Below are 23199 nucleotides of genomic sequence, written 5' to 3' on the forward strand. Positions count from 1 at the left end.
GGCCAGGCCCATAAGTGCCCACCGACTTTTAAATTTCCGAATAGTTTTTGAGTCCGGACATCAACAAACCGCACTCGCATATTCGACATATATTTATCAAACCGAAAACTCGGCAATAACGAGTAATATTTACCTGACAACAGGCCATTCAATAATTAATTTCTCTGTCGGCTGCCTGCGCAGCCCCACGCCCACGCGTGGCCCTCCCCTGCACCGGAGAAACCGGATGAACAAGTACCTCGCGGAGTTCGTTGGGACGTTCTGGCTGGTCTTGGGCGGCTGCGGCAGCGCGGTGATCGCGGCGGCCTTTCCGCACTTGGGCATTGGCCTCGTGGGCGTCTCGCTCGCCTTCGGCCTCACCGTGCTCACCATGGCCTACGCCATAGGCCACATCTCGGGCTGCCACCTCAACCCGGCCGTGTCCGTGGGCCTGTGGGCCGGCGGTCGCTTCCCGGCCAGGGAGGTGCCGCCCTACGTCGTCGCCCAGGTGCTGGGCGCGATATTCGCCGGCGCGGTGCTGTACTTCATCGCCAGCGGCAAGGAGGGGTTCAGCCTCTCCGGCGGGCTGGCCTCCAACGGCTATGCGGCGCATTCGCCCGGCGGCTACTCGCTCATGACGGCCGCCGTCACCGAGGTGGTGCTCACCATGATGTTCCTCATCGTCATCATGGGCGCCACCGACAAGCGCGCACCGGCCGGCTTCGCGCCCATCGCCATCGGCTTCTGCCTGACGCTGATCCACCTCATCAGCATCCCGGTCACCAACACTTCGGTGAACCCGGCGCGCAGCACGGGCGTGAGCCTCTTCGTCGGCGGTTGGGCGCTGGAGCAGCTCTGGCTGTTCTGGATAGGCCCGCTGGCCGGCGGCGTGCTCGGCGCCCTGCTCTACCGCTTCATGGGCACCGACCCGGCCGAGCGTGAAACCGCCGGCGTGCAACCCAAGGCCGCCGCGCACGCCTGAACCCGGCACAGCGATCCGCCTGCACGGCGGCAGCAAGGGTGCCCCGGCATGATGGCGAGCCCCCCACGCCGCCGCGCGCCCACCGTGCCTGCATCACCTCCCCGCTTCCGCCGGCGCCGCCTCGTCCTCGCGGCGGCGCTGGCCCCCGCCTGCACCCCACTGGCCGCCCGCGAGGCCTGCCCCGGCTGGCCGCTGTGGTCGGCCTACGTGCAGAAGTTCGTCCAGGACGACGGCCGCGTCATCGACGACCAGCACCAGACCCGCTACACCACCTCCGAGGGCCAGGCCTACAGCCTCTTCTTCGCCCTGGTCGCCAACGACCGCGAGCGCTTCGACACCCTGCTGCAATGGACGGACCGCCACCTCGCCCAGGGCGCGCTGGGCGACCGGCTGCCCGGCTGGCGCTGGGGCCGCCACGACGACGGCCAGTGGACGCTGCTGGACGCCAACGCCGCCGCCGACGCCGACCTCTGGCTCGCCCACACGCTGTTCGAGGCCGCGCGGCTGTGGCGCGAGCCGCGCCATCGCACGCTGGCCACGCGGCTGCTGGCGCGCATACGCGCGCAGGAAGTGGTGGAAGTGCCGGGCCTGGGGCCGACCGTCCTGCCCGGCCCGCTGGGCTTCAGGCTGGACGGCGGCGTGCTGCGCCTGAATCCGAGCTACCTCGCCGTGCACCAGTTGCGCGGCCTGGCGCGGGAAGACGCCTCCGGCCCCTGGGACGCCATCGCCGCCGGCACCCCTAAGCTGCTGGCCGCCATCGCGCCGCGCGGCTTCGTCCCGGACTGGACGCTCTACGCCGACAAGCTGGGCTGGCACGTGGACGCGTCCTCGCCACCCCTGGGGAGCTGGGACGCCATCCGCAGCTGCCTTTGGGCCGGCCTGCTGCACGCGGACGACCCGTTGAAAGCCCGCCTCATGCACCTCACCCGCGGCATGGCCGCGCTGCTGCAGTCCGGCAAGGAGCTGCCGCAGCAGGTGCGCACCGACACCGGCGCCCCGCAAGGCGCGGCCCCGGCCGGCTTTTCGGCGGCGCTGCTGCCCTGGCTGCAGTCCGGCCAGCGGCCCTGGCTGCTGACGGGGCAGTTGGAGCGGCTGCGCTCCCTGAGCGCCGACGGCCTGCGCTGGCCCGCCGGCTGCACCGCCGGCCTCGTCGGCCAGCCGCCCACCTACTACGACCAGGCGCTGGCGCTGTTCGGCACGGGGTTCGTCGAGGGGCGGTTTGCGTTCGACCGCGCCGGGCGCTTGACGGTGGCCTGGGCACGTTAGGCGACCGAACGGGCCACGCTTGGCGTACTTGTAGGCGGCCCGCCCCTCACATCGACTTCGCCACCCCCAGCGCGATGTACGGCTCCTCGTTCCCGTCCCGCGCGCGCAGCCGCCCCGCGCTCAGCTCCAGCGACAGCCCCGACGCCAGCGAGCGCGCCCCGAACAGCCCAACGCCCACCTGGCGGTAGCTTTCGCCGGAGGACAGCGTGGATTCCACGCCCACACGCCAGCCCAGCGCCGCCGGCCGCGCACCCAGCCGCGCACGCACGTAGCGGCTGTTGGGCCCGGCGCTGTAGGACGCCAGCACGTCGGCATCCACCGACTGCGTGAACGCCTGCCGCGCGATGAGCTGCGGCGTGAACGCCCAATGCGTGCCGCGCACGCTGCTGTCCGGGTCCACCGGGCTCAGCCGCGTGTAGCGCAGCCCAATGCCCGCCGACAGCTCCAGCGACGAGCGCTCGCCGCTCCACGCCCGGCCAATCGCGTATTCCAGCCCCGGCGCGCGCGCGTGCACGCTGCGCGTGCTGCCCTGCAGCGTCGTGTCGTAGCGGTAGGTCAGCATGCTGGCCACCGAGCGCTGGAACCAGCCCTCGCCCAAGCGCGCACCCGCAAACGGCTTGATCAGGCCCGCATACGCATAGCCGCCCAAGGACGAGGCCTGCACCCCGCCAATGAACAGCGGCGCCGCCTCCTGTGCCTGCGCCCGCGCGCCCCCATGCAAGGCCGCCAGCAGGCCCATCACGGCCAGGCCGCGGCCCAGGCGGTTGAGGTTGGAATTCACTCGTTCGCTCATCGTCTCGTCTTGGTGTTTGGGGGAGGGTCAAGCCTTGTCGTCATGCCGACGCGCGGGCTGCGCGGGCAGGTGGCGGCGGCGGTAGCGTGCCAGCGACGTGCGCAGCAGCCACACCACCGAGCCCAGCAGCACCAGCAGGAAGGACAGCGCCCACCACGGGTACTGCGAAATCCACAGGCCCAGGCCGCCGCGCAGCGAGTAGGCGGTGAAGGGCGCGTCGTCCGGCGTCACGGTCTGCAGCGGCTCCTCGCCCGCGCGCCACAGCGCCACGCTGCCCTTGAGCTGGCTCCACGCGCCATGGCCCACGAGCTGGCGCATGCCGGCCTCCAGCGCCGCGGCGTCCAGCGCGGTGAACACCGTCACCGGCTCGCCCTTGTCGAGCGTGGTCACCGCCGCACTGCGCCCCTGCAGCGCCGGCGCCACCGCCGCTTGGGCCGAGAGCGTGCCCGGCGCGGCGCCGAAGGCGTCCACCTGGTCGCGCAGCGCCAGCAGCACCTGGCCCTCGCGCACGGGCACGTCGCTGGTCTGGATCAGCGGCACGGGCACGTCCAGCCCGCCCTGCGCGTCCAGCCCCGCAGCGCGCCGCACGGCGTCGGGCAAGCCGCCCACGGGGCCCACCCACACGTGGTTGGTCACGCCCTGGGCCGCGCCCACCGTGAGCTGCGTGCGCAGCAGCGGGCCGCGGAACACCTGCGCCAGCTTGGACAGCAGCGTCAGCCCCGCGCCCACCGTGGCGTCCTGCGCGTCGGTGAGCTGCACCGCCATGCCCACGCCCACGGGCACGTCCGGCATGGGCCGGCCGCTGTAGGCCAGCAGCCCCAGGTCCGGCCGCTGCAGCGGGCTGCCGCCAAAGGTCTGCAGCGTCGTGTCCTCGTACACCGTCACCGCCAGGTTGCCGGGGAAGAAGGCCTGGCACTCGCCGCCGTTGTTGCGCGGCACCAGGTTGGGCTGCAGCGTCAGCGTGTTCCAGCCCGGGCGCAGGGCACCCGCGGGCACGGTCACGGCGTAGTTGTCGTAGACGCCGCCGGCCGGGTTGTCCAGCGGGATGGAGCCGTGCATCGTCCCATTGGCCACCACGTTGAGCGCCGACTGCGGCGCCATGCCCGCCGCGTAGGCCGCATGCACGCGCACCTGCACCCGCCCCTGCCACGCCGGGTTCCAGAAGCGCACCGACGCGCCGCCGCTGCCGCCCATGCCCGCCAGCGTGACGGTCCTGAAGCCCTGGGCGCTCAGCGGAAAGGCCTGCGTGGCCGGCCGCAGCGAAGCCGCCGCCCCCGTCACCGAGCCCAGCGGCGGCATGCGCAACTGGCTCACCGTGGCCCACGGCTTGTCCGGCCAGGGCATGCGCGGCATGGCAAAGGCGCGGGCGATCTGCTCCAGCCCCGCCGCGTCCTGCGCGGCCAAAACGAGCAGGAAGCGCCCCTCGTCCCCCGGCAGCCGCCGCAGCACCGCCACCGGCGCGCCGCCGGCGGGCAAGGGCACGCCGGCCAGCATGGGCGCCATCTGCGCCAGCGTGCCCACCGCCACGCCGCCGCGCGCCCCCGGCGGCAGGGCCTCGGCCACGGCCTCCAGCCGCGCCGGCAGCCGCGCGCTGCCCACGCGCACGGGCAGGTAGTCGTAGCGCTGGCCTATGCCCTGCGCCACCAAGCTCAGCGCGGACAGCACCCCGGCGTCCGGCGCCGCGGCGGTGAACACGGGCACCAGCGGCGCCTCGTCCCAACTGCGCTTGTCGAACAGCTCGTCGAGCCGGTCCAGCCGCAGCGGCACCGCGCGCGGCGCGGCGCGCACCACGAAGCGCGAGGCCACCGGGTCGATCTGCGTCCACAGCTCCGGCGCCATGGGGTACTCGCAGCGCTCGTGGTAGTGCTGCGCAAAGGCCAGCCGCACCTCGTTGTAGCCCTCGTGCAGCAGGCTCACCGGCAGCGCGACGGACAGGCGCAGCGCGCTCTGGCCGGCCAGGCGCTGCTGCGCCACCACGCGGCCGTTGAGCTCCACCGCCACTTGCGAGCTGTTGATGAGCGCCTGCGACGCCGTGCCCACCAGTTCCAGCACCACCTCGCTGGGCGACAGCAGCGCCGGCATGGGCAGCGACAGCCGCAGCTCCCCCTGCACGCCCTGCACGCGCAGCGGCGCCGTGTCGCCCGTGAAGCGCGACAGCGGCAGCGACCACGTGGTGGCCACGGCACCGGCGGCCACGGGGCTGGGCGAAGGCACGGGCGCCGCCACCGGCGCTTCGCCCGGCGCCACCGGCTGCGCCACGGCGGGCAGCGCACACAGGCCCGCCGCCAGGCCCACGGCCGCACCCGCCGCCCGCGCGGCCCGCCACCAGCGCCGCAATTCGTTCATCTCAAGCCTCATGGCTGTGCTCATCCATCGTTCTCCGCTTGTCCCGCCGCTGCGCCGCCCGGGCCCGCTGGCGCTGCACCCACAGCTCGCGCAGGTGCAGCAGGTGGTCCAGCCCGTCGGTGAGCGCGTGCCTGAACAGCGCCGCCAGGCTGCGCAACACGCTGCGCCCGGCATGGCGGCGGCGGTTGTTGGCCACCAGCACCTCGCTGGAGCCGAAGGCCAGGTCCACCGCCAGCCGCTCCTGCAGCACGCTGTCGAAGGCGTAGCGCAGGCCCACGCCCACGCTGCCGTCGCGCCGCGGCCTCACGCCCAGCACGGTCGCGTGCAGCCGGCGCTGGCGCCCCGGCAGCTCCACGTCCACGCGCAGCCCCGGCGCCAGGCCGCCAAAGCCCTCAGGCCGCGGCGACAACTGCACGCCCAAGCCGGTGGACGAAGCGTCCACCGTCGCGCCCGTCCAGGTGCGCCGCCCGCTGTGCAGCACCACGCCCTCCTCGTGCGGCGCGCGCGGCTCGTTGCGCAACTGCCGGCGCTCGAAGGTGATGCCCAGCACGCCCAGCAGCAGCAGCAAGTCCAGCGCCCCCCAGAACAGGACGAAGGCGATGGCGCCCTGGTTCCACGGCTCGTGCTGCCAGCGGTACAGGCCCGCGAGCACGGCCGCCGCGGTCAGCGCCAGCAGCACGTAGAAAGGTCGCGCCAGCGAGGAGACGAAATCCGCGTCCAGCGTCTCGCCCTTGGGCGTGACCTTGAACGACGGCGCCGTGGGCCTGCGCATGACTTCCCACAGCCCCCGCACCACGTGCACCGACTGCACGATCTCGTAGAGCTGCGACACGAAGGGCCAGCGCACCCGCCCGTAGATGAACTGCGTGCTGGCGAGGGAGCCCAGCAGCGCCGGCCCCGCATAGGCCAGCAACTGGTCCGCCGTGGTGTCGCACAGGTTGATGCCCAGCAGCAGGTAGGCCGGCGGCGCCAGCAGCATGATCAATCGCGCGCCGGCAAAGCCCCAGTAGAAGGCGAAGTTGGTGTACAGGATGCGCTGCACCAGCCGCAGCTTGGGCTGCTTCCACGGGTTCTTGAGCATGAAGATCTGCCACATGCCCTGCCCCCAGCGCACGCGCTGGACGATGAAGCCCGCGAAAGTCTCGGGCTGCAGCCCCGACACCATGGGCCGGTTGTAGTAGGCGGCCTTGTAGCCCAGCGAGAGCGCGTCCAGCGTGGTCTCGGCGTCCTCGGTGATGGTGCGGCCGGAGATGCCGCCCAACTCGTCGATCACGCAACGGCGCAGCACCGCGGCCGAGCCGCAGAAGAAGGACGTGCCCCAGAAGTCCAGCCCCGGCTGCATCACGTCGTAGAACAGCTCGTTCTCCGCCGGCGACTCGTGGTGCGTGTCCAGGTTGCGCTCCAGCGGGTCGGGGCTCACGAAGTTGTGCGGCGTCTGCAGCACGAACAGCTTGGGATCGGCCAGGAAGAAGCCCACCGTGCGCCGCAGGAAGTCGGCCGTGGGGATGTGGTCGCAGTCCAGGATGAGCAGCAGCTCGCCCCGCGCGTGCGCCAGCGCCGCGTTGAGGTTGCCGGCCTTGGCGTGCAGGTTGCGCTCGCGCGTGAGGTAGGTGGCGCCGTAGCGCTCGGCCAGCGCCTTGAGCGATTCGGCGCGGCGCCGCGCGGCGTCGGCGCGCAGCGCATCGGGGTCGGCGAGCTTTTGCGCCGTGCCGCCGTCGTCCAGCACGTACACGCGCAGCTTGTGCGCGGGGTAGTTCAACTGCGTGGCGGCGATGACGGTGGGCCGCAGCACGGCCGCGTCCTCGTTGTAGGTGGGAATGAACACGTCCACCGTGGGCAGCGCGCGCTCGTCGGCCGGCAGCGGCACGCTGCGGCGGTGGAACGGGGCGCTGTTGATCATGAAGCCCAGCACCATGTTCACGAAGCCGTAGGCCTCGGCCAGGAACAGCAGCAGCCCGCCCACCATGGCGGCCATGCCGAACTGCAGCGGCATGGACTCCGTGGCCCGCCAGTGCATGTAGCGCAGCGACAGCAGCGTGCACACGGCAATCACCGTCAGCCGCCACAGCGACTGCGCGCGCAGCGTGTGCGCATGGCGGCCGAAGTAATGGCAGGGCACCAGCGCCGCCAGCAGCGCGCCTGACAACAACAGTTGCGCCTGCAACGTCGTGGGCACCAGCGCCAGCAGGAACAGGACGGACGCCGGCAACAGCCAGGCCAGGTCCTGCACGTGCAGGCCAGGCGTGGCGCGAAGAGGCAGCGTCGGCAAATCGTTCAGCGGATCTTCTCGTTTCATGCAACCCACCCGGGCAGCGCACGGCGCATGCCGCCGCGCGGCGCTGGGGTGAGGCACCCCGGCTGTCCGGGGGATTTTGTCCTGCCTTGCCGAGATCAACCCGCTGCCGCGCTGGGTGCCGCGTCCCGCTGCACGTATTGCGTCACGAAACTGCGCGTGCGCCCGTCCGGGAACTTGATGGCCACCTCGCCGGCGCTGGACGAGGCCACCCGCCCGCTGCCGTAGCGCGGCACGCGCACCGCCTCGCCCACCTGGAAGGCCGCGGGCGCCGACAGCGAGGGCGGGCGGCCCGGCTTGCGCAGCCCCCCCATGGGCACCGAGGCAGGCTGCGGCTCACCCACCACCACCTCCGGCCCGGGCTGCACCGCCTGCGGCCGCGGCTGCTCCTGCAGCGCCGAGGCGGCAATGGTCTCGTTGGCCGCCGCCGGGGCAACGGCCCTGGCGCTGGCCGCCGCGGCGTCCTGCTGCCGCGCCGCCTCCTGGGCGCTGGCGAAATTCAGGCAGTTGTCGCAGTGGCCGCAGTGCTCGCCCTCGAAGGGCGGCTCCTGCTCGAAGTACTCCAGCAGCGCACGCCAGCGGCAGCGGCCCGTCTGCGCGTAGAACACCATGCGCTCCAGCGCCTCGTGCTCGTGCTCGGCGCGGGCCGCGTAATCGGCCACCAGCGGCGTGATGTCCAGGTGCTCCACCCCGCGCAGCAGCGACCACGCCCGCGTGCGGTTGGCGCGCACCATGCCCGCGTCGCGCAGCAGCGTGAGCGCGTGCATGAGCCGGTGGCGCGTGAAGCCCGGCAGGCGTTTGAGCAGCGCCGCCACCGGCAGCGGCGCCTCGCCCAGCGCCTGCACCACCGAGCGCAGCTCGTCCGCGTCGGGGCGGCTGCGCGCCAGGAAAAACTGCTGCACCTGCCGGTCGGGCCGGTGGTAGAGCAGCGCGCAGTCGGCCGCCTCGCCGTCGCGCCCGGCGCGGCCGGCCTCCTGGTAGTAGGCCAGCAGGCTGCCCGGGAGCTGGTAGTGCAGGACGAAGCGCAGGTCCGCCTTGTCTATGCCCATGCCGAAGGCGTTGGTGGCGATCATCACCCGCGCCTGCCCGCCCATGAAGCGCTCCTGGTTCGCCTGCCGCTCGGCCGCGCGCAGCTTGCCGTGGTAGCGCGTGACGCTCTCGCCCGCGGCCCCCAGGCGCTGATAAAGCTCCTCGCAGGTCTTCACGGTGGCGGTGTAGACGATGCCGGGGCCGTCGGTCTTGCCCAAGGCGCGCTGCAGCGTCTCGAACTTGTGCTTCTCGCTGTCGCACACGGCCACCTGCAGCCGCAGGTTGGGGCGGTACACGCCCGTGTCCACGATCTCCAGCTTGGGCCGCCCAAGGTGGCGGCGCATGTCGGCAATCACCTGCTCGGTGGCCGTGGCCGTGAGCGCCAGCACGGGCGGGTCGCCCAGGGTGCGCAGCGCCGCGCCTATGCCCAGGAAGGCCGGGCGGAAGTCGTGCCCCCACTGCGAGATGCAGTGCGCCTCGTCCACCACCAGCAGCGCCACGCCGGCCTGGCGCAGCGTCTCCAGGAAGGCCGTGTCGGCCAGCCGCTCCGGCGTGGTGAACACGATGTCGCTGCGCGCCTGCGCGATGCGCGCCATGGAGTCCTTCTGCTCGGCCGCGGGCCGCGCGCTGTTGAGCTGCGCGGCCTCCACGCCGGCCTCCTCAAGCTTGCTGGCCTGGTCGTGCATCAGCGCGATCAGCGGCGAGACGACCACGGTGCGCCCGTCCAGGTGCAGCGCCGGCAACTGGTAGCACAGCGACTTGCCCGCGCCCGTGGGCATCACGGCCAGCGTGTCCTGGCCGGCAAGCACGCGCTCGATCACGGCCTGCTGGCCTTCACGCAGCTCGCGCAGTCCGAAAGTGCGGCGCAGGGAGCGGCGCAAGGCCGCTGGAAGGTTGTTGGCGGTCATGGATGTGCCGGGAAAAGGAAGGTGGCAATGAGCGCTCGGACGGCAAGCCGCATTCCCTTGGTCGCGGCAGGGAATTTGCCCGGGAGACCCGGGCGCCGCGCTTCCTACACTCGCTGCCCCCTTCAACGACAAACGAGGATGACCATGGCAATCGAGAAAGCCCTCTACACCGCAACGGCCACTGCCACGGGTGGCCGCACCGGCAGCGCGAAGTCCGACGACGGCCGCCTGACCGTGAACCTCTCCACCCCCAAGGAGCTCGGCGGCGACGGCGGCCAGGGCACCAACCCCGAGCAGCTCTTTGCGGCCGGCTACTCCGCCTGCTTCATCGGCGCCATGAAGGCCGTGGCCGGACGGCAGAAGCTGCAACTGCCCGCCGAGGTGTCCATCACCTCGCAAGTGGCCATCGGCCCGCACGCCAACAAGCCCGGCGCCTTCGGCATCCAGGTGGACATGCAGATCTCCGTCCCCGGCATGGACCGCGCCGCGGCCGAGAAGCTCGTGGCCGAGGCCCACGAGGTCTGCCCCTACTCCAACGCCACGCGCAACAACGTGGACGTGAAGCTCACGGTGGTCTGACGCCGCGGCGCTTGCCTTCGTGACGGACAACGCCGGCCATCGCGCCGGCGTTTTTCATGGAAAGCCCGGCCTGCCGTCGCGCAAAAGCATCGAAAAAGCCTCAAAAACGCCGTCCTGCTTCAAGTTGCACGCCGCCCGGCCGAAAAAGGCCTGGATGCGGTGATGCAATAACGACAATGAGCAGTGACTTTTCCCGCGGCGGCCCGGGCCGCCGCGCGCCTTTCCACGCCGCGCCCCGGGCGTGGGCCGCCGCAAGCGGCGCGCTGGCCTGCACGCTGTCACTGCTGCCCCGGGCCGCCGCCGCCCAAGAGCTGCTGCTGCGCGAGGTTCCCTCGGTCTTCGCGGCGTCGGGCTTCGAGCAGTCGGCCAGCGACGCGCCTTCTTCCGTCTCCGTCATCACCGCCACGGACATCGAGCGCTTCGGCTGGCGCACGCTGGCCGAGGCGCTGGGCAGCCTGCCCGGCTTTCACACCAGCAACGACCTCGTCTACGACTACGTGGGCGTGCGCGGCCTGCTGCGCCCGGGCGACTGGAACGGCCGCATCCTGCTGCTGGTGGACGGGCAGCGCGTCAACGAGAACGTCTACGGCCAGGCCGCCCTGGGCCAGGACGCGCTGGTGGACCTGGGCAGCGTGGAGCGCATAGAGGTCGTGCGCGGCCCGGGCTCGTCGCTGTACGGCGCCTCGGCCGTGTTCGCCGTGGTGGACGTGACCACCAAGCAGGGCCGCGACTACCGCGGCTGGCAGGCCGAGGCCCGCGCCGGCTCGCAAGGCACGCGCGGGCTGCGCCTGGGCGGCGGCCAGCGCGAGGGCGGCCTGGAGTACGCGCTGTCGCTGGCCGCCACGCACAGCGACGGCACCAGCCTCTACTTCCCGCAACTGGCCGCCCAAACGCCCACGGCCGGCCGCTCCAGCGGCGCCGATGCGCTGCGCACCCTGCAACTCCAGGGCAGCCTGCGCGTCAACGGCTGGAGCCTGCAGGCCGGCGCCCAGGACTGGCACAAGCAGGTGCCCACCGGCGCCTACGCCACCACGCTGTCCGACCCGCGCAACGCGTACCAGCAGATGCAGCGCTACCTGCGCCTGGGCCGCGAGGCCGAGGTCTGGGACGGCGCGCTGCTGCGCCTGAGCGGCTCCATCAACAGCTACCACTACTGGGGCGACTACATCACCCGCGCCGACGGCGGCGCCAGTTTCGACTTCACAGAGGGCCACTGGGGCCGCCTCGAAACGGTGCTGGACCAGCGCGTGGACGAGCGCACGCGGCTCAAGCTGGGGGCGGACTTCCAGCGCGACTCGCGCATGCGCCAGCTCTACTACAGCGCCGCGGCCACCATCCTGGACGACTTGCACAGCGGCTCCTCGCGCGGCTTCTTCGTCCAGCTGGAGCGCTCGCTCGCGCCGCACCTGCGCGTCAACGCCGGCTTGCGCACCGACCGCTACAGCACCTTCGGCAGCACCACCAGCCCGCGGCTGGGCCTGATCTGGCAGCCCGCGGAGCGCCACGCCTTGAAGCTGCTGCAGGGCACGGCCTACCGCGCGCCCAACGCCTTCGAGCTCTGGTACACCGACGGCGGCGCCACGCAACGGCCCAACCCCGCCTTGCAGCCTGAACGCATACGCACCACGGAAGCCGTGTGGGAGGCGGGCTGGAGCGAGCGCTGGCAGACCAGCCTGTCCCTCTATCACAACGTGCTGAACCGGCTCATAGACGTCCAGGAGGTCGCGCCCAACCTGCTGCAGTACGCCAACGGCGGCAGCGTGCGCACCACGGGTGTCGAGGGCCAGATCGACTGGCGCCTGGGCTCGGGGCTGGAAACGCGGTGGTCGCTGTCGTGGCAGGACAGCAAGGCCCACGAGGCCGGCTCGGCCCTCTCCAACTCGCCGCGGCTGCTGGCCAAGGGCGCGCTGATGCTGCAGTTGGGCGGCAGCGGCAGCACGCTGGCGCTGGAGGCGCGCAGCACCTCCAGCGTGCGCACGCTGCAGGGCGAGCGGCTGCCGGGCTGCATGCTGCTTAACGCCACGCTCAACCTGCCGGCCACGGCGCTGCCGGGCTGGCGCGGCGCGCTGTCGGTCTACAACGCGCTGGACCGCCACGCCATGCAGCCCGCCGGCCAGGAGCACCTTCCGCTGACCTGGCTGCCCCAGCCCGGCCGCACGCTGCTGCTGCGGCTTGAGAAGAGCCTGTGAGCCGCAGCCGCTTGCTCCAGGCCGGCAAGACCCCGAGCCCGACGGCGCGCGCGCTGGCCTGCGGCTGGGCCCTGGCGCTGGGCTGCGGCCTGGTGCTGGCCCAAGGCGCCACGCGCACGGTGCTGCTGGTCATGCCGCCGCAGCCCGGCAAGCTCGAAGTGATGGCGCAAAGCGCCGCCAGGGCGCTCGCCAGCGCCGCGCAGGTGCGGCTGATGCCGGCCGACGCGCAGCCCGGTGCGGGGCTGGAGGCGGCCGTGCGCGGCGGCGGCGTGGACCTGCTCGTGGGCGTGGGCGCCGCGGGCGAGCAGGCGGCCCGCGCGCAGGCCGGCAGCGTGCGGCTCATGTCCTGCGGCGCACCCACCACGACGCTGCCCGGCGTGATGCTGGAACACGACCCCGCCACGCAGTTCGCGCAGCTGCGCCGCATGCTGCCCGCGGCGCGCCGCGTGGGCCTGGTCCTGCACGCGGCCGAAGGCAGCCCGCGGCTGGAGGCGGCCTTGCAGGCCGCGCGCCGCGCGGGGCTGGAGCTGCAGCCGCTGCCGGTGGAGTCCGCCGCCGACGTGCAGCCCACCGTGGAGCGCGCAGCCTCCGCGCTGGACGCGCTCATGGTGCTGGCCGACGCGCAGGTGCTCTCGCCCCAGGCCGCGCGCGCGCTGCTGACGGTGTCCATGCGCCAGCGCGTGCCGCTGGTGGGCCCGGCCGGCAGTTGGGCCCGCGCGGGCGCGCTGTACGCGCTGGAGTGGGATTACGAAGACCTGGGCCTGCAGTGCGCCGACGTCGCGCTGCGCCTGCTGGCCCCGCGCGGCCTGGGCGCGGCCCCGCTGGCGCCGCGGCGCGCGGCGCTGGTCATCAACCGCCGCGCCGCGCAGGTGCTCAAAGTACCCTTGGCGGAAGACGTGCTGCGCTCCGCGGAAAGCATCCATGACTAAACCCTGGCACGGCCTGGCCAGCAAGCTGGGCCTCTATGCGGCACTGCTCATCCTGCTGACCACCGTGGCGCTGGTGGCGAGCCTGGTGGTGCGCCACCAGCAGCGCCAGAGCGCCACCTTCCGCGAGCTGGGCCTGAGCCTGGCCAAGACCGTGGCCGAGCAGGCGCAGATGGGCGTGTTCTCCGGCGACGCGGCCGAGCTGGAGCACGTGGCCCACGGCGCCTCCTCCTTCCCCGACGTGGCCGGCGTCACGGTGTTCGACCTCTCCGGCCGCGTCTTGTCGCGCCACGGCACGGCCGGGCCGGCCGAGCTGCCGACGACGCAGCGCCATCCCGAGCCCACCATGCTGGGCGAGCTCCAGGGGCTGCTGCTGCCCGCCAACGTGCCGGTGAACTTCGTCGCCCCCGTGCTGCTGGCCGCCGGGCCGGCCATGCCCGGCAGCCAGGCCGCGAGCGCGCCGCAGGAACCCCAGGGCTACGTGGTGGTGTCGCTCAGCACGGCCTCGTTCCGCCAGCAACTGCTGATGTTCCTGGAAACCTCCATGGGTGCGGCCGCGCTCATGGGCCTGCTGGGCATGGCCGGCATGGCGGTGCTGGCGCGCGTGGTGCTCAAGCCGCTGCGCGAGGTGACCATCGCCGCCGGCCACGTGGCCGCGGGCGACCTGGACCACCAGGTGCGCGTGCACAGCCGCGACGAGGTGGGCCTGCTGGCCCAGGCCTTCAACCGGATGACGGCGCAACTGCGCGAGGCGCGCGACACGCTGGAGGGCCGCGTGGCCGAGCGCACCCGCATGCTGGAGGAAGCCTCGGCCGAGGCCTACCGGCTGGCCAAGCACGACGCCCTCACCGGGCTGCCCAACCGCGTGCTGCTGCGCGAGCGGCTGGACCTCGCCATCGCCACCGCGCGCGAGCACGGCCACAGCGTGGCCCTCTTCTTCGTGGACGTGGACCACTTCAAGGCCGTCAACGACTCGCTGGGCCACGAAAGCGGCGACCTGGTGCTCAAGGCCATCGCGCAGCGCCTCACCGCCCTGGTGGCTCACCACGGCTTTGCCGCGCGGCTGGCCGGCGACGAGTTCGTCCTGGTGCGCGAGGCGCTGCCCGCCGACGAGGGCCGCACCCTGGCGCATGCGCTGGCGCAGCGCGTGCTCGAAGTCGTGAGCGAGCCCATCGCCGTCCCCGGCCAGGAGGTGCGCATGGGCTCCAGCGTGGGCGTGGCCCTCTACCCCGGCGACGCGCAGGACCCCACCACGCTGCTGCGCGCGGCCGACATGGCCATGTACGCGGCCAAGGGCGGCGGCCGCATGGGCGTGCAGCTCTTCAGCGCCGACATGGAAGCCCCCGTGCTGGAGCGGCTGCACCTGGAAACCGACCTGCGCCGCGCGCTGGCCGAGGGCGAGCTCATGCTGTGGTACCAGCCGCAATGGAGCATGGACGGCCGCCGCCTGGTGGGCGCCGAGGCGCTGCTGCGCTGGAACCATCCGCACCGCGGGCTGGTGCCGCCGGGGCAGTTCATCCCCGTGGCCGAGGCCAGCGGCCTCATCCGCGAGATAGGCGCCTGGGTGCTGGACCAGGCCGCGCGTGACGCCCAGGCGTGGAACGCCGCCAACGCCGCGCAGGGCGCCGCGCCGCTGCGCGTGGCCGTCAACGTCTCGGCCAGCCAGCTCAACCGCTCGGACATCGTGGAAACGGTGGCCGCCGCGCTGGCCGCGCACCGCCTGCCGCCGCACCTGCTGGAGCTGGAGCTCACCGAGTCCGGCATCGTCGAGAACCCCGAGCACGGCCTGCAGGTGCTGCTGCGGCTGCAGGCGCTGGGCGTGCGCCTGGCCATAGACGACTTCGGCACGGGCTTCTCCAGCCTGTCCTACCTCACCCGGCTGCCGGTGCACAGCCTCAAGATCGACCGCTCCTTCGTCGCCGGGCTGCCCGCCGCGCAAAGCGACTTGGCCGTGGTGCAGGCCATCTGCGCCATGGCGCGCAAGCTGGGCCTGCAGGTGGTGGCCGAGGGCGTGGAAACCCAGGCGCAGCTGCAGACGCTCAAGCACACGGGCTGCGACATGGTCCAGGGCTTCCTGTTCGCCAAGCCCATGCCGGCCCACGAGTTCCGCCAGCGCTGCGTGGCACAGCCGGCCACGGCGCACCCGCTGCTCAGCGGGTCTTAAGCGGCCCCATCCGGCCCTGCCGCCGCCGCGCGCCGCGCCAGCAGTTGCAGCAGCAACTCGATGCGCGCGGCCACCGGCGTGAGCGTGCCGGCCGTCTCGAAGCGCTGCCCCGGCTGCGCGATGACGCCGCCGTGCGCGCAGCGGCTGGCCACCAGCACCGGCACGCCCCGGGCCGCCGCTTCCTCCAGCGCGGCCAGCAGCGCCGCGTGCAGCGTGCCGTTGCCGGTGGCGGCCACGGCCAGGCCGTCCGTGCCCGCGGCCAGCAGCGCGCGCACGACGCGCCCGTCCGCGCCGCCGTGCGACATCACCACGTCCACGCGCGGCCAGTGCGCCACGGGCGCGCTCACGGCGGCCAGCCCAAGCGCCTCGCCCGCGGGCCAGTCGCGCAGGCGGCGCAGCCGGCCGGCCTCCACGAAGCCCAGCGCGCCGGCGTCGCCGCAGGACAGCGTGTCCAGCCGGTAGCTGTGCTGCTTGCGCACCTCGGCCGCGCCATGCACGCCGCCGCCCATGGTCACCAGCACGCCGCGCGCGCCCGGCGTGGCGGCCAGGGTCAAGGCGTCCACCAGGTTTTGCGGGCCGTCGGCCATGAGCGCCGTGGCCGGGCGCATGGCGCCGGTGAACACCACCGGCTTGTCGCGCGGCGCCAGCACGCGGTGCAGGAAGTAGGCGGCCTCCTCCATCGTGTCCGTGCCGTGCGTGACGATGACGCCGGCCACCTCGGGGCGCGCCAGGTGGTGGCTCGCGCGCTGCGCCAGCGCCTGCCACAGCGCGTGCGTGGCGTCCTTGCTGTCGAGCTGCGCGAGCTGTTCGGCCTCCACCGGCCAGTCCTTCAAGGCCGGCACCCCGGCCAGCAGGGTCTGGATGCCCAGTTGGGCGGCCTGGTAGCCCAGGTGGTCGTCGGCGGCCGCGGCGGTACCCGCGATGGTGCCGCCGGTGCCGAGAACGACGAATCGGCTTTGCATGCGCTCACTCCATGGATGAAAATACAGGTATGGATTCCGACAGCCGCCCCCGTGCACGGCCGCGCGCCGCGCCCCGCAGTACACCCACCAGCCCAGCAAGCGCCATGAACACAGCCCTCACGCCACGCCAGCAGCAGGTGTTCGACCTGGTCCAGGAGGCCATCGAGCGCACCGGCGCGCCGCCCACCCGTGCCGAGATCGCGGCGCAGCTGGGTTTCCGTTCGGCCAACGCGGCCGAGGAGCACCTTCAGGCGCTGGCGCGCAAGGGCGCCATCGAGCTCGTGGGCGGCACCTCGCGCGGCATCCGGCTGAAGTCTGACACGCTGCGCGCCCTGCGCGCCGCGCGCGCGGACGACGCCATGGCCCCGGCCGCCCTCCTGGCCGCCGCCGCGCTGTCGCTGCCGCTGGTGGGCCGCGTCGCAGCCGGCAGCCCCATCCTGGCGCAGGAGCACATCGACCAGCACTACCAGGTCAGCCCGGCCCTCTTTCCCACCAAGCCGGACTACCTGCTGCGCGTGCGCGGCATGAGCATGCGCGACGCGGGCATCCTGGACGGCGACCTGCTGGCCGTGCAGCGCAGCGACGACGCGCGCAACGGCCAGATCGTCGTGGCCCGCCTGGGCGACGAGGTCACCGTCAAGCGCTTCCAGCGCACCCGCGCCGGCATAGAGCTGTTGCCCGAGAACCCGGAGTTCCAGCCCATCCACGTGGCGCCGGGCAGCGCGGACTTCGCGCTCGAAGGCGTGGCCGTGGGCCTGATCCGCAACTCGCCCCTGCTGTGACGGCGGCCGGCACGGCGCCTCGCTCCCTGCCGCTCATGCCCGCGAAAGCGGGCATCCACGAACACCGAGGTCTCGCCTTCGAACTGCATCGTCCAAAGCCGGCGTCGGCGCACCAACATCCCGGCCGGCGTGGATGCCCGCCTTCGCGGGCATGACGGATGAAGGTGCGCGGCGCCCTGGCCACAGGGGCTAAGGGGGCGATACCGTTCGCCCCAAGCAGCACCCTGCTTTCACTTGCCACCATTGCCCGCAGCGCTTACCGCTCGGCCACATTCCCGAGCATTGGCAAACAGCCCGTTACGTTTGAATAGCGACTGTCAAGCGGCTTATTTCACGGCTTAGGCCGGCGGCCACGTCCGGACAATGCGGAGCTTGAGACCCCGCTGCCATGAAGCTCTTCCGCCGATCCAGCCGCCGCCGCACCGAATGCTGCCCTCCCGGGCCGGCGAGCTTCGGCACCTTTGACAGCCGCTGGCACTACCGCTGGCACTACTTCACCCGCTGGCTGCGTCCAAGCGTGGACACCGTGCCGGAAGAGGCCCGCCAGGCCTTCGAGTTGGCCCTGCACGGCCTGCCCGGCGACGAGGCCGAGAAGCTGCGCGTGCGCGTGCGCAGCGCCCCGGGGCTGCGCGAGCTGTGGCACCTGCGCTCGGCGGTGTTCGGCCTGGTGGCGCGCCACGGCAGCCAGTCCGAGGCACAGCGCCGCATGGCCGCGCTGGACCGGCTTTTCACGACCCGGCTGCGCGCCGGCGGGCAAGCCCGGGCCAAGCGCGTCTGAAGCAACTGAAACGCTTGCGCCAACAGGTTCACGCCCGCCCAACGGGACGCTGCCTGATCCAGGGCAGGCAGAATCCGGCCTGCCCATGAACATCATCATCCTCGACGACTACCAGGACGCGGTGCGCAAGCTGCGCTGCGCCAGCAAGCTCGAACACCTCAATGCCAAGGTGTTCACCAACACCGTCAAGGGCATAGGCCAGCTGTCGGTACGGCTGCGCGACGCCGAGGTGCTGGTGCTCATACGCGAGCGCACGCAGTTTTCGCGCGCGCTGCTGGAGAAGCTGCCCAAGCTCAAGCTCATTGCGCAGACCGGCCGCGTGGGCTCGCACATCGACGTGGAGACCTGCACGCGGCTGGGCATCGCCGTGGCCGAGGGCGTGGGCTCGCCCGTGGCGCCGGCCGAGCTGACGTGGGCGCTCATCATGGCCGCCATGCGGCGGCTGCCGCAGTACATCAGCAACCTGAAGCACGGCGCCTGGCAGCAGTCCGGGCTCAAGGCCGCGTCCATGCCGCCCAACTTCGGCCTGGGCATGGTGCTGCGCGGCAAGACGCTGGGCATCTGGGGCTACGGAAAAATCGGCCAGATCGTGGCCGGCTACGCGCGCGCCTTCGGCATGCAGGTGGTGGTGTGGGGCCGCGAGCCCTCGCTGATCCGCGCCCGCGCCGACGGCCATGCCACCGCGCTGAGCAAGGAAAGCTTCTTCGAGGGCTGCGACGTGCTCAGCGTGCACCTGCGCCTGAACGACGAGACGCGCGGCATCGTGACGCTGGAAGACCTCGCGCGCATGAAGCCCACGTCGCTGTTCGTCAACACCTCGCGCGCCGAGCTGCTGGAGGAGAACGCGCTGGTCTCCGCGCTCAACAAGGGCCACCCCGGCATGGCCGCGGTGGACGTGTTCGAGTCCGAGCCCATCCTGCAGGGCCACCCGCTGCTGCGGCTGGAAAACGCCGTGTGCACGCCGCACATCGGCTACGTGGAGCTCGACAGCTACGAGCTCTACTTCGGCGCCGCCTTCGACAACGTGCTGGCCTACATGCGCGGCGAGCCCACCAACATCGTCAACCCCGACGCGCTCAAGGTGAACCGTTGAGCGCTGCGGGCGACCGCGCCGGCGGCGGCGACGCCGACACGCCGCGCGCGCGCCCGCGCAACCTGCTGGAGCTGCTGCTGGCCTTCAACCGGCTGGCGCTGCAGGGCTTTGGCGGCGTGCTGCCCATCGCGCAGCACGAGCTGGTGGAACGCCGCGGCTGGCTCACCAAGGCGCAATTCCTGGAGCTGCTCGCGCTGGGCCAGGTGCTGCCCGGGCCCAACATCGTCAACGTCTCGCTGATGTTCGGCCACCGGCACTTCGGCTGGCGCGGCGCCGCCGCGGCGCTGCTTGGGCTCACGCTGGTGCCCAGCGCCGTGGTGCTGCTGCTGGTCGTGCTGTACGGCCGCTTCAACACCCTGGCACCCGTGGCCGGCGCGCTGCGCGGCATGGCGGCCGTGGCCGCCGGGCTGGTGCTGGCCATGGGGCTCAAGCTGTTGCCGGCGCTCAAGCAGAGCCCGCTGGGCTGGCCGCCCGCGCTGGGCGTGGTGGCGCTGTCGCTGGGCTTGATCCTGGTGTTGCACTGGCCGCTGCCGGCGGTGCTGGCCACCGTGGGCCTGGGCTCGGTGCTGCTGGCCTGGAAGCGGCTGAAATGAGCCCCACCGCGTGAGGCCGACCGCATGAACCCCACCGCCGCAGCCGCCGCCATGGGCTGGCTGGACTGGGCCCAGCTCGTGGCCCACTTCATGATGCTGTCGCTGCTGTCCATAGGCGGGGCCATCGTCACCGCGCCGGAGATGCACCGCTACCTCGTGCGCGAGCACGGCTACCTCAGCAGCGCGGACTTCAGCCAGTGCATCGCGCTGGCGCAGGCCGCCCCCGGGCCCAACGTGCTGTTCGTGGCGGCGCTGGGCTGGCAGATAGGGGGGGCTTTCGGTGCGGTGGCAACGATGGCGGGCATCCTGCTGCCTTCGAGCGTGCTGACGCTGGCGCTGGAGCGCTGGAGCAGCAGCCGCCGCGACAGCCGCGAGGTGCGCGCCTTCACCGGCGGGCTGGCGCCGCTGACCGTGGCGCTGCTGCTGTCCACCGGCTGGCTGCTGGCCGAGCCCGCGCAGGCGCACTTGGGCGCCATGGCGCTGGTGGCGGGCAGCGCCTTCGTGTCCTGGCGCTTCAGGCTCAGCCCGCTGTGGCTGATCGCGGCCGGGGCTTTGGCCGGCATGCTGGGTTTGGCGTAAGCCCGCGCGGGCAGCCTTGGGCGCGCTGCTTGCCGACACAGGTCCATTCCGGACCGTTCAAGGGAGATCGAAATGCCGAATTCCGTGGCCACCTGGGCATCCTGGTGGCGCAACGCACAAACCCTGTGGGACATCGCGCTGGCGGCGCCACAGGTCATCGCCCACCGCACGCTGCGCATGATGGCGGCCGGGCACCTGCCCTCCGAGCGCGACGTCAAGGAATTCCACCTCATGGGCGCGGAGAAGCTGGAGGCCATGGGCGAATCCGCCGTGGCCATGGTCATGCACCTGTGGCAGGTGCAGCAAAAGGCGCTGCTGGCGCTCATGGGCGCGTGGTGGAAGCCGCAGGCCTGGTTCGACGCCGGCCCCTGGCTGCACGCCCTGCCCGGCGTGACCGCCGCCGGCTTGAAGCCCGTGCACAGCCGCGTGACGGCCAACGCGCAGCGCCTGGCCAAGGTGGCGCTCAACCCGGTCACGGTGCCCGTGCTGGCCGTGGCCGAGCACGCGCGGCGCAAGGTGGGGACGGCGCCGCAGGCGCGCATTCGCCACCGCCACGCCTGAAGGCCCGCGCCCATGAAAAAGGCGGCCCGCAGGCCGCCTTGAACCTCACAAACGCGCTGCAGGTCAGCGCGTTTCTTCATCCTTGGTGCCGAAGATCTTGTCGCCGGCATCGCCCAGCCCCGGGATGATGTAGCCCAGCTCGTTGAGGTGGGAATCAATCGCGGCGGTCCAGCAGCGCACGTCCGGGTGGGCCTTTTCCAGCGCGGCCACGCCCTCGGGCGCGGCGACCAGCACCAGCGCGCGGATGTCCTTGCAGCCGCGCTCCTTGAGCAGGTCGATGGTGGCGATCATGGAGCCGGCGGTGGCCAGCATCGGGTCCACGATCAGCGCCGTGCGCTGGTCCAGGTGGCCCACGAACTTCTCGAAGTAGTGCTCCGGCTGCAGCGTCTCGTGGTTGCGCGACAGGCCCACGACGCTGATCTTGGCGTTGGGCACCATGTCCAGCACGCCGTCCAGCATGCCCAGCCCGGCGCGAAGAATGGGCACCACGGTGACCTTCAGGCCCGCGATCTCATCGACCTCCACCGGGCCGCTCCAGCAATCGATGGTCGTCTTCTGCAGGGGGAAATCGGCGGTGGCCTCGTAGGCCAGCAGCCGCGCGAGCTCGTGCGTGAGCTCGCGGAATTTTTTGGTGGAAATGCCGGCCTCGCGAAGCAGGCCGATCTTGTGCTTCACCAGAGGGTGAACGACGTCAATGGTAGGCATGGGCGGAAGTCTAAAGGCGGCCCCAGGAACAACCCTTGCCGCAGACCGCAACCTCCGCATGCCCTTGGCGCGATTTCCGCCGCGCCCACCCCCGCCATGGACCAGCCCGTCTCCACCCGCACGGCACTTGCCGCCGCGGAACCGCCACCCCACCGCGTCTCGCTCCACATCAACGGCGAAGCCGTGGCCCTTGAAGTGCAGGCCCGCGTCACCCTGCTCGACGCCCTGCGCGAGCACCTGCATTTCACCGGCACCAAGAAGGGCTGCGACCGCGGCCAGTGCGGCGCCTGCACCGTGCTCGTCGAGGGCCGCCGCGTCAACAGCTGCCTGACCCTGGCCGTGATGTGCGAGGGCCGCAGCGTCATCACCGTCGAAGGCCTGGGCACGCCGGACGCCCTGCACCCCGTGCAGGCCGCCTTCGTGGAGTGCGACGCCTTCCAGTGCGGCTACTGCACGCCGGGGCAGATCTGCTCCACCGTCGCGCTGCTGGACGAGGCCCGCGCCGGCCGCGCCAGCCACGTCACGCCGGACCTCGCCCGCGCGGGCGAGCCCCTGAGCGACGACGAGATCCGCGAGCGCATGAGCGGCAACCTCTGCCGCTGCGGCGCCTATCCCAACATCGTGCGGGCCGTGCGCCTGGTGCTGGACAACGACCAGGGCGGCCAGGGCCGCTGAGCGCATGGACAACTTCCTCTACGAACGCCCCGCGTCGATTGCCGACGCCCTGGCCCTCATGGCCCAGCCCGGCGTCACCCCCATAGCCGGCGGCAGCAACCTGCTGGACCTGATGAAGGGCGGCATCGCGCGCCCCTGCAAGTTAATTGACGTGAGCCGCCTGCCCTGGGATGCCATCGAGCCCCTGCCTGACGGCGGCCTGCGCATTGGGGCCGGCGTGCGCAACACCGAGGCGGCCGACCACCCGCTGGTGCGCAAGCGTTACCCGCTGCTGTCGCGCGCGCTGCTGGCGGGCGCCACGCAGCAACTGCGCAACATGGCCACCGTGGGCGGCAACCTGCTGCAGCGCACCCGCTGCCCCTACTTCTACGACGACGGTTTCCGGCGCTGCAACAAGCGCGAGCCGGGCAGCGGGTGTGATGCGCTGGGCGGGTTCAACCGGGGGCACGCCATCCTGGGTGCCAGCGAGCACTGCATCGCCACGCACCCGTCCGACATGGCCGTGGCGATGGCCGCGCTGCAGGCGCGCGTGCTGCTCCAGAGCGCGCGCGGCGAGCGGGTGATGCCGCTCTCGGACTTCCACCGCCTTCCCGGCGACACGCCGCAGCAGGACACGGAAATCGCCCCGGACGAGCTGATCACCGCCGTGGAGCTGCCGCCCTCGCAGGCGGCCGGGCACAGCCAGTATTTGAAGATCCGCGACCGCGCCAGCTACGCCTTCGCGCTGGTGTCGGTGGCCGTGGCGCTGGAGCTGGACGGCGCCGGCCGCGTCACCCGCGCCGGCCTGGCGTTGGGCGGCGTGGCCCACAAACCCTGGCGCGTGGAGGCCGCCGAGGCCGCACTCGCCGGCCGGATGCCGGACGAGGCCGCCGCCAACGACGCCGCCGACGCGCTGCTGGCCGGCGCGCGGGGTTATGGCGACAACGATTTCAAGATCGAACTGGCGCGCCGCGCCGTGCGCCGCGCCATCGCCCGCGCCGCCTGCGGCAGCACGCTGTGAACGCGAGGCAGGACGAC

At 72.3% G+C, this 23199-nt stretch carries 21 protein-coding genes; 15 read left to right on the forward strand and 6 right to left on the reverse strand.

The annotated features are described in order from the left end of the window. Positions 1 to 226: 226 nt before the first annotated feature. Together aqpZ and bcsZ are read left to right on the forward strand one after the other, a co-directional pair. The gene (gene aqpZ, locus ALA01S_RS07485) at positions 227 to 961 is read left to right on the forward strand and encodes an aquaporin Z (RefSeq protein WP_066334195.1); all 735 of its coding nucleotides are present in this window, start codon (positions 227 to 229) and stop codon (positions 959 to 961) included. A gap of 84 nt (positions 962 to 1045) precedes the next feature. Further along, positions 1046 to 2227 carry a cellulose synthase complex periplasmic endoglucanase BcsZ gene (gene bcsZ, locus ALA01S_RS07490; RefSeq protein WP_169805869.1) on the forward strand — a complete coding sequence of 394 codons (1182 nt, stop codon included), beginning with the start codon at positions 1046 to 1048 and terminating at the stop codon, positions 2225 to 2227. Between the two features lie 46 nt (positions 2228 to 2273). Here bcsZ and bcsS read toward each other — a convergent pair whose 3' ends face one another. The 4 genes from bcsS to ALA01S_RS07510 form a co-directional block, all read right to left on the reverse strand. Beyond that, positions 2274 to 3020: a cellulose biosynthesis protein BcsS gene (bcsS, locus tag ALA01S_RS07495; RefSeq protein ID WP_084267308.1), complete on the reverse strand. Its 747-nt coding sequence runs from the start codon at positions 3018 to 3020 to the stop codon at positions 2274 to 2276. Positions 3021 to 3047: 27 nt separating this feature from the next. Beyond that, on the reverse strand, positions 3048 to 5378 hold the full coding sequence (locus ALA01S_RS07500) for a cellulose biosynthesis cyclic di-GMP-binding regulatory protein BcsB (RefSeq protein WP_169805870.1): 2331 nt from the start codon (positions 5376 to 5378) through the stop codon (positions 3048 to 3050). Then, entirely contained in the window at positions 5368 to 7662 is a 2295-nt protein-coding gene (gene bcsA / locus ALA01S_RS07505) for a UDP-forming cellulose synthase catalytic subunit (RefSeq protein WP_084267310.1), read from the reverse strand. The genes ALA01S_RS07500 and bcsA overlap by 11 nt, the downstream gene beginning before the upstream one ends. A 95-nt stretch (positions 7663 to 7757) precedes the next feature. Further along, entirely contained in the window at positions 7758 to 9596 is a 1839-nt protein-coding gene (locus tag ALA01S_RS07510; protein ID WP_066334223.1) for a RecQ family ATP-dependent DNA helicase, read from the reverse strand. 144 nt (positions 9597 to 9740) lie between these two features. On the opposite strand from ALA01S_RS07510, the gene ALA01S_RS07515 reads away from it, so the two are divergent. From ALA01S_RS07515 to ALA01S_RS07530, 5 genes are read left to right on the forward strand one after another with little or no spacing between them, the layout of a single operon-like run. After that, positions 9741 to 10175, forward strand: a complete 435-nt coding sequence (locus ALA01S_RS07515) for an organic hydroperoxide resistance protein (RefSeq protein WP_066334349.1) — start codon at positions 9741 to 9743, stop codon at positions 10173 to 10175. A gap of 19 nt (positions 10176 to 10194) precedes the next feature. Continuing rightward, on the forward strand, positions 10195 to 10338 hold the full coding sequence (locus ALA01S_RS33920; protein WP_169805871.1) for a hypothetical protein: 144 nt from the start codon (positions 10195 to 10197) through the stop codon (positions 10336 to 10338). 13 nt (positions 10339 to 10351) lie between these two features. Beyond that, positions 10352 to 12364, forward strand: coding sequence for a TonB-dependent receptor plug domain-containing protein (locus ALA01S_RS07520; RefSeq protein WP_066334231.1), 2013 nt, complete (start codon positions 10352 to 10354; stop codon positions 12362 to 12364). Then, on the forward strand, positions 12361 to 13293 hold the full coding sequence (locus ALA01S_RS07525; protein ID WP_066334237.1) for an ABC transporter substrate-binding protein: 933 nt from the start codon (positions 12361 to 12363) through the stop codon (positions 13291 to 13293). Before ALA01S_RS07520 ends, ALA01S_RS07525 begins: the two co-directional genes overlap by 4 nt. After that, positions 13286 to 15454 carry a putative bifunctional diguanylate cyclase/phosphodiesterase gene (locus ALA01S_RS07530; protein ID WP_066334239.1) on the forward strand — a complete coding sequence of 723 codons (2169 nt, stop codon included), beginning with the start codon at positions 13286 to 13288 and terminating at the stop codon, positions 15452 to 15454. The genes ALA01S_RS07525 and ALA01S_RS07530 overlap by 8 nt, the downstream gene beginning before the upstream one ends. Here the strand turns inward: ALA01S_RS07530 and ALA01S_RS07535 are convergent. After that, on the reverse strand, positions 15451 to 16416 hold the full coding sequence (locus ALA01S_RS07535) for an asparaginase (RefSeq protein WP_066334245.1): 966 nt from the start codon (positions 16414 to 16416) through the stop codon (positions 15451 to 15453). The two genes, ALA01S_RS07530 and ALA01S_RS07535, sit on opposite strands and share 4 nt — an antisense overlap. Before the next feature lie 104 nt (positions 16417 to 16520). Here ALA01S_RS07535 and lexA point away from each other — a divergent pair, with 104 nt between their 5' ends. The 6 genes from lexA (at position 16521) to ALA01S_RS07565 (ending at position 20802) form a co-directional block, all read left to right on the forward strand. Next, positions 16521 to 17198, forward strand: coding sequence for a transcriptional repressor LexA (lexA, locus tag ALA01S_RS07540; protein WP_066334246.1), 678 nt, complete (start codon positions 16521 to 16523; stop codon positions 17196 to 17198). Between the two features lie 388 nt (positions 17199 to 17586). After that, complete coding sequence (locus ALA01S_RS07545) at positions 17587 to 17976, forward strand: hypothetical protein (protein WP_066334247.1); 390 nt, start codon at positions 17587 to 17589, stop codon at positions 17974 to 17976. Positions 17977 to 18061: 85 nt separating this feature from the next. Next, on the forward strand, positions 18062 to 19069 hold the full coding sequence (locus tag ALA01S_RS07550; protein WP_066334250.1) for a D-2-hydroxyacid dehydrogenase family protein: 1008 nt from the start codon (positions 18062 to 18064) through the stop codon (positions 19067 to 19069). After that, complete coding sequence (locus ALA01S_RS07555; RefSeq protein ID WP_066334254.1) at positions 19066 to 19662, forward strand: chromate transporter; 597 nt, start codon at positions 19066 to 19068, stop codon at positions 19660 to 19662. The genes ALA01S_RS07550 and ALA01S_RS07555 overlap by 4 nt, the downstream gene beginning before the upstream one ends. 24 nt (positions 19663 to 19686) lie before the next feature. After that, complete coding sequence (locus tag ALA01S_RS07560; RefSeq protein WP_218011438.1) at positions 19687 to 20241, forward strand: chromate transporter; 555 nt, start codon at positions 19687 to 19689, stop codon at positions 20239 to 20241. Positions 20242 to 20313: 72 nt separating this feature from the next. Continuing rightward, entirely contained in the window at positions 20314 to 20802 is a 489-nt protein-coding gene (locus ALA01S_RS07565) for a polyhydroxyalkanoate granule-associated phasin (protein WP_066334259.1), read from the forward strand. 63 nt (positions 20803 to 20865) lie between these two features. On the opposite strand, the gene upp is transcribed toward ALA01S_RS07565, so the two are convergent. Then, complete coding sequence (gene upp, locus ALA01S_RS07570; RefSeq protein ID WP_066334260.1) at positions 20866 to 21507, reverse strand: uracil phosphoribosyltransferase; 642 nt, start codon at positions 21505 to 21507, stop codon at positions 20866 to 20868. On the opposite strand from upp, the gene ALA01S_RS07575 reads away from it, so the two are divergent. Then, a complete protein-coding gene (locus tag ALA01S_RS07575; protein ID WP_373862980.1) occupies positions 21484 to 22182 on the forward strand; it encodes a 2Fe-2S iron-sulfur cluster-binding protein in 699 nt (232 codons plus the stop codon). The two genes, upp and ALA01S_RS07575, sit on opposite strands and share 24 nt — an antisense overlap. A 4-nt stretch (positions 22183 to 22186) precedes the next feature. After that, a complete protein-coding gene (locus tag ALA01S_RS07580; RefSeq protein ID WP_066334267.1) occupies positions 22187 to 23182 on the forward strand; it encodes an FAD binding domain-containing protein in 996 nt (331 codons plus the stop codon). The last annotated feature ends 17 nt before the right edge of the window (positions 23183 to 23199 follow it).

It is taken from the genome of Azohydromonas lata NBRC 102462, from assembly GCF_001571085.1.
In the GTDB taxonomy this organism is placed as follows: domain Bacteria; phylum Pseudomonadota; class Gammaproteobacteria; order Burkholderiales; family Burkholderiaceae_C; genus Azohydromonas; species Azohydromonas lata.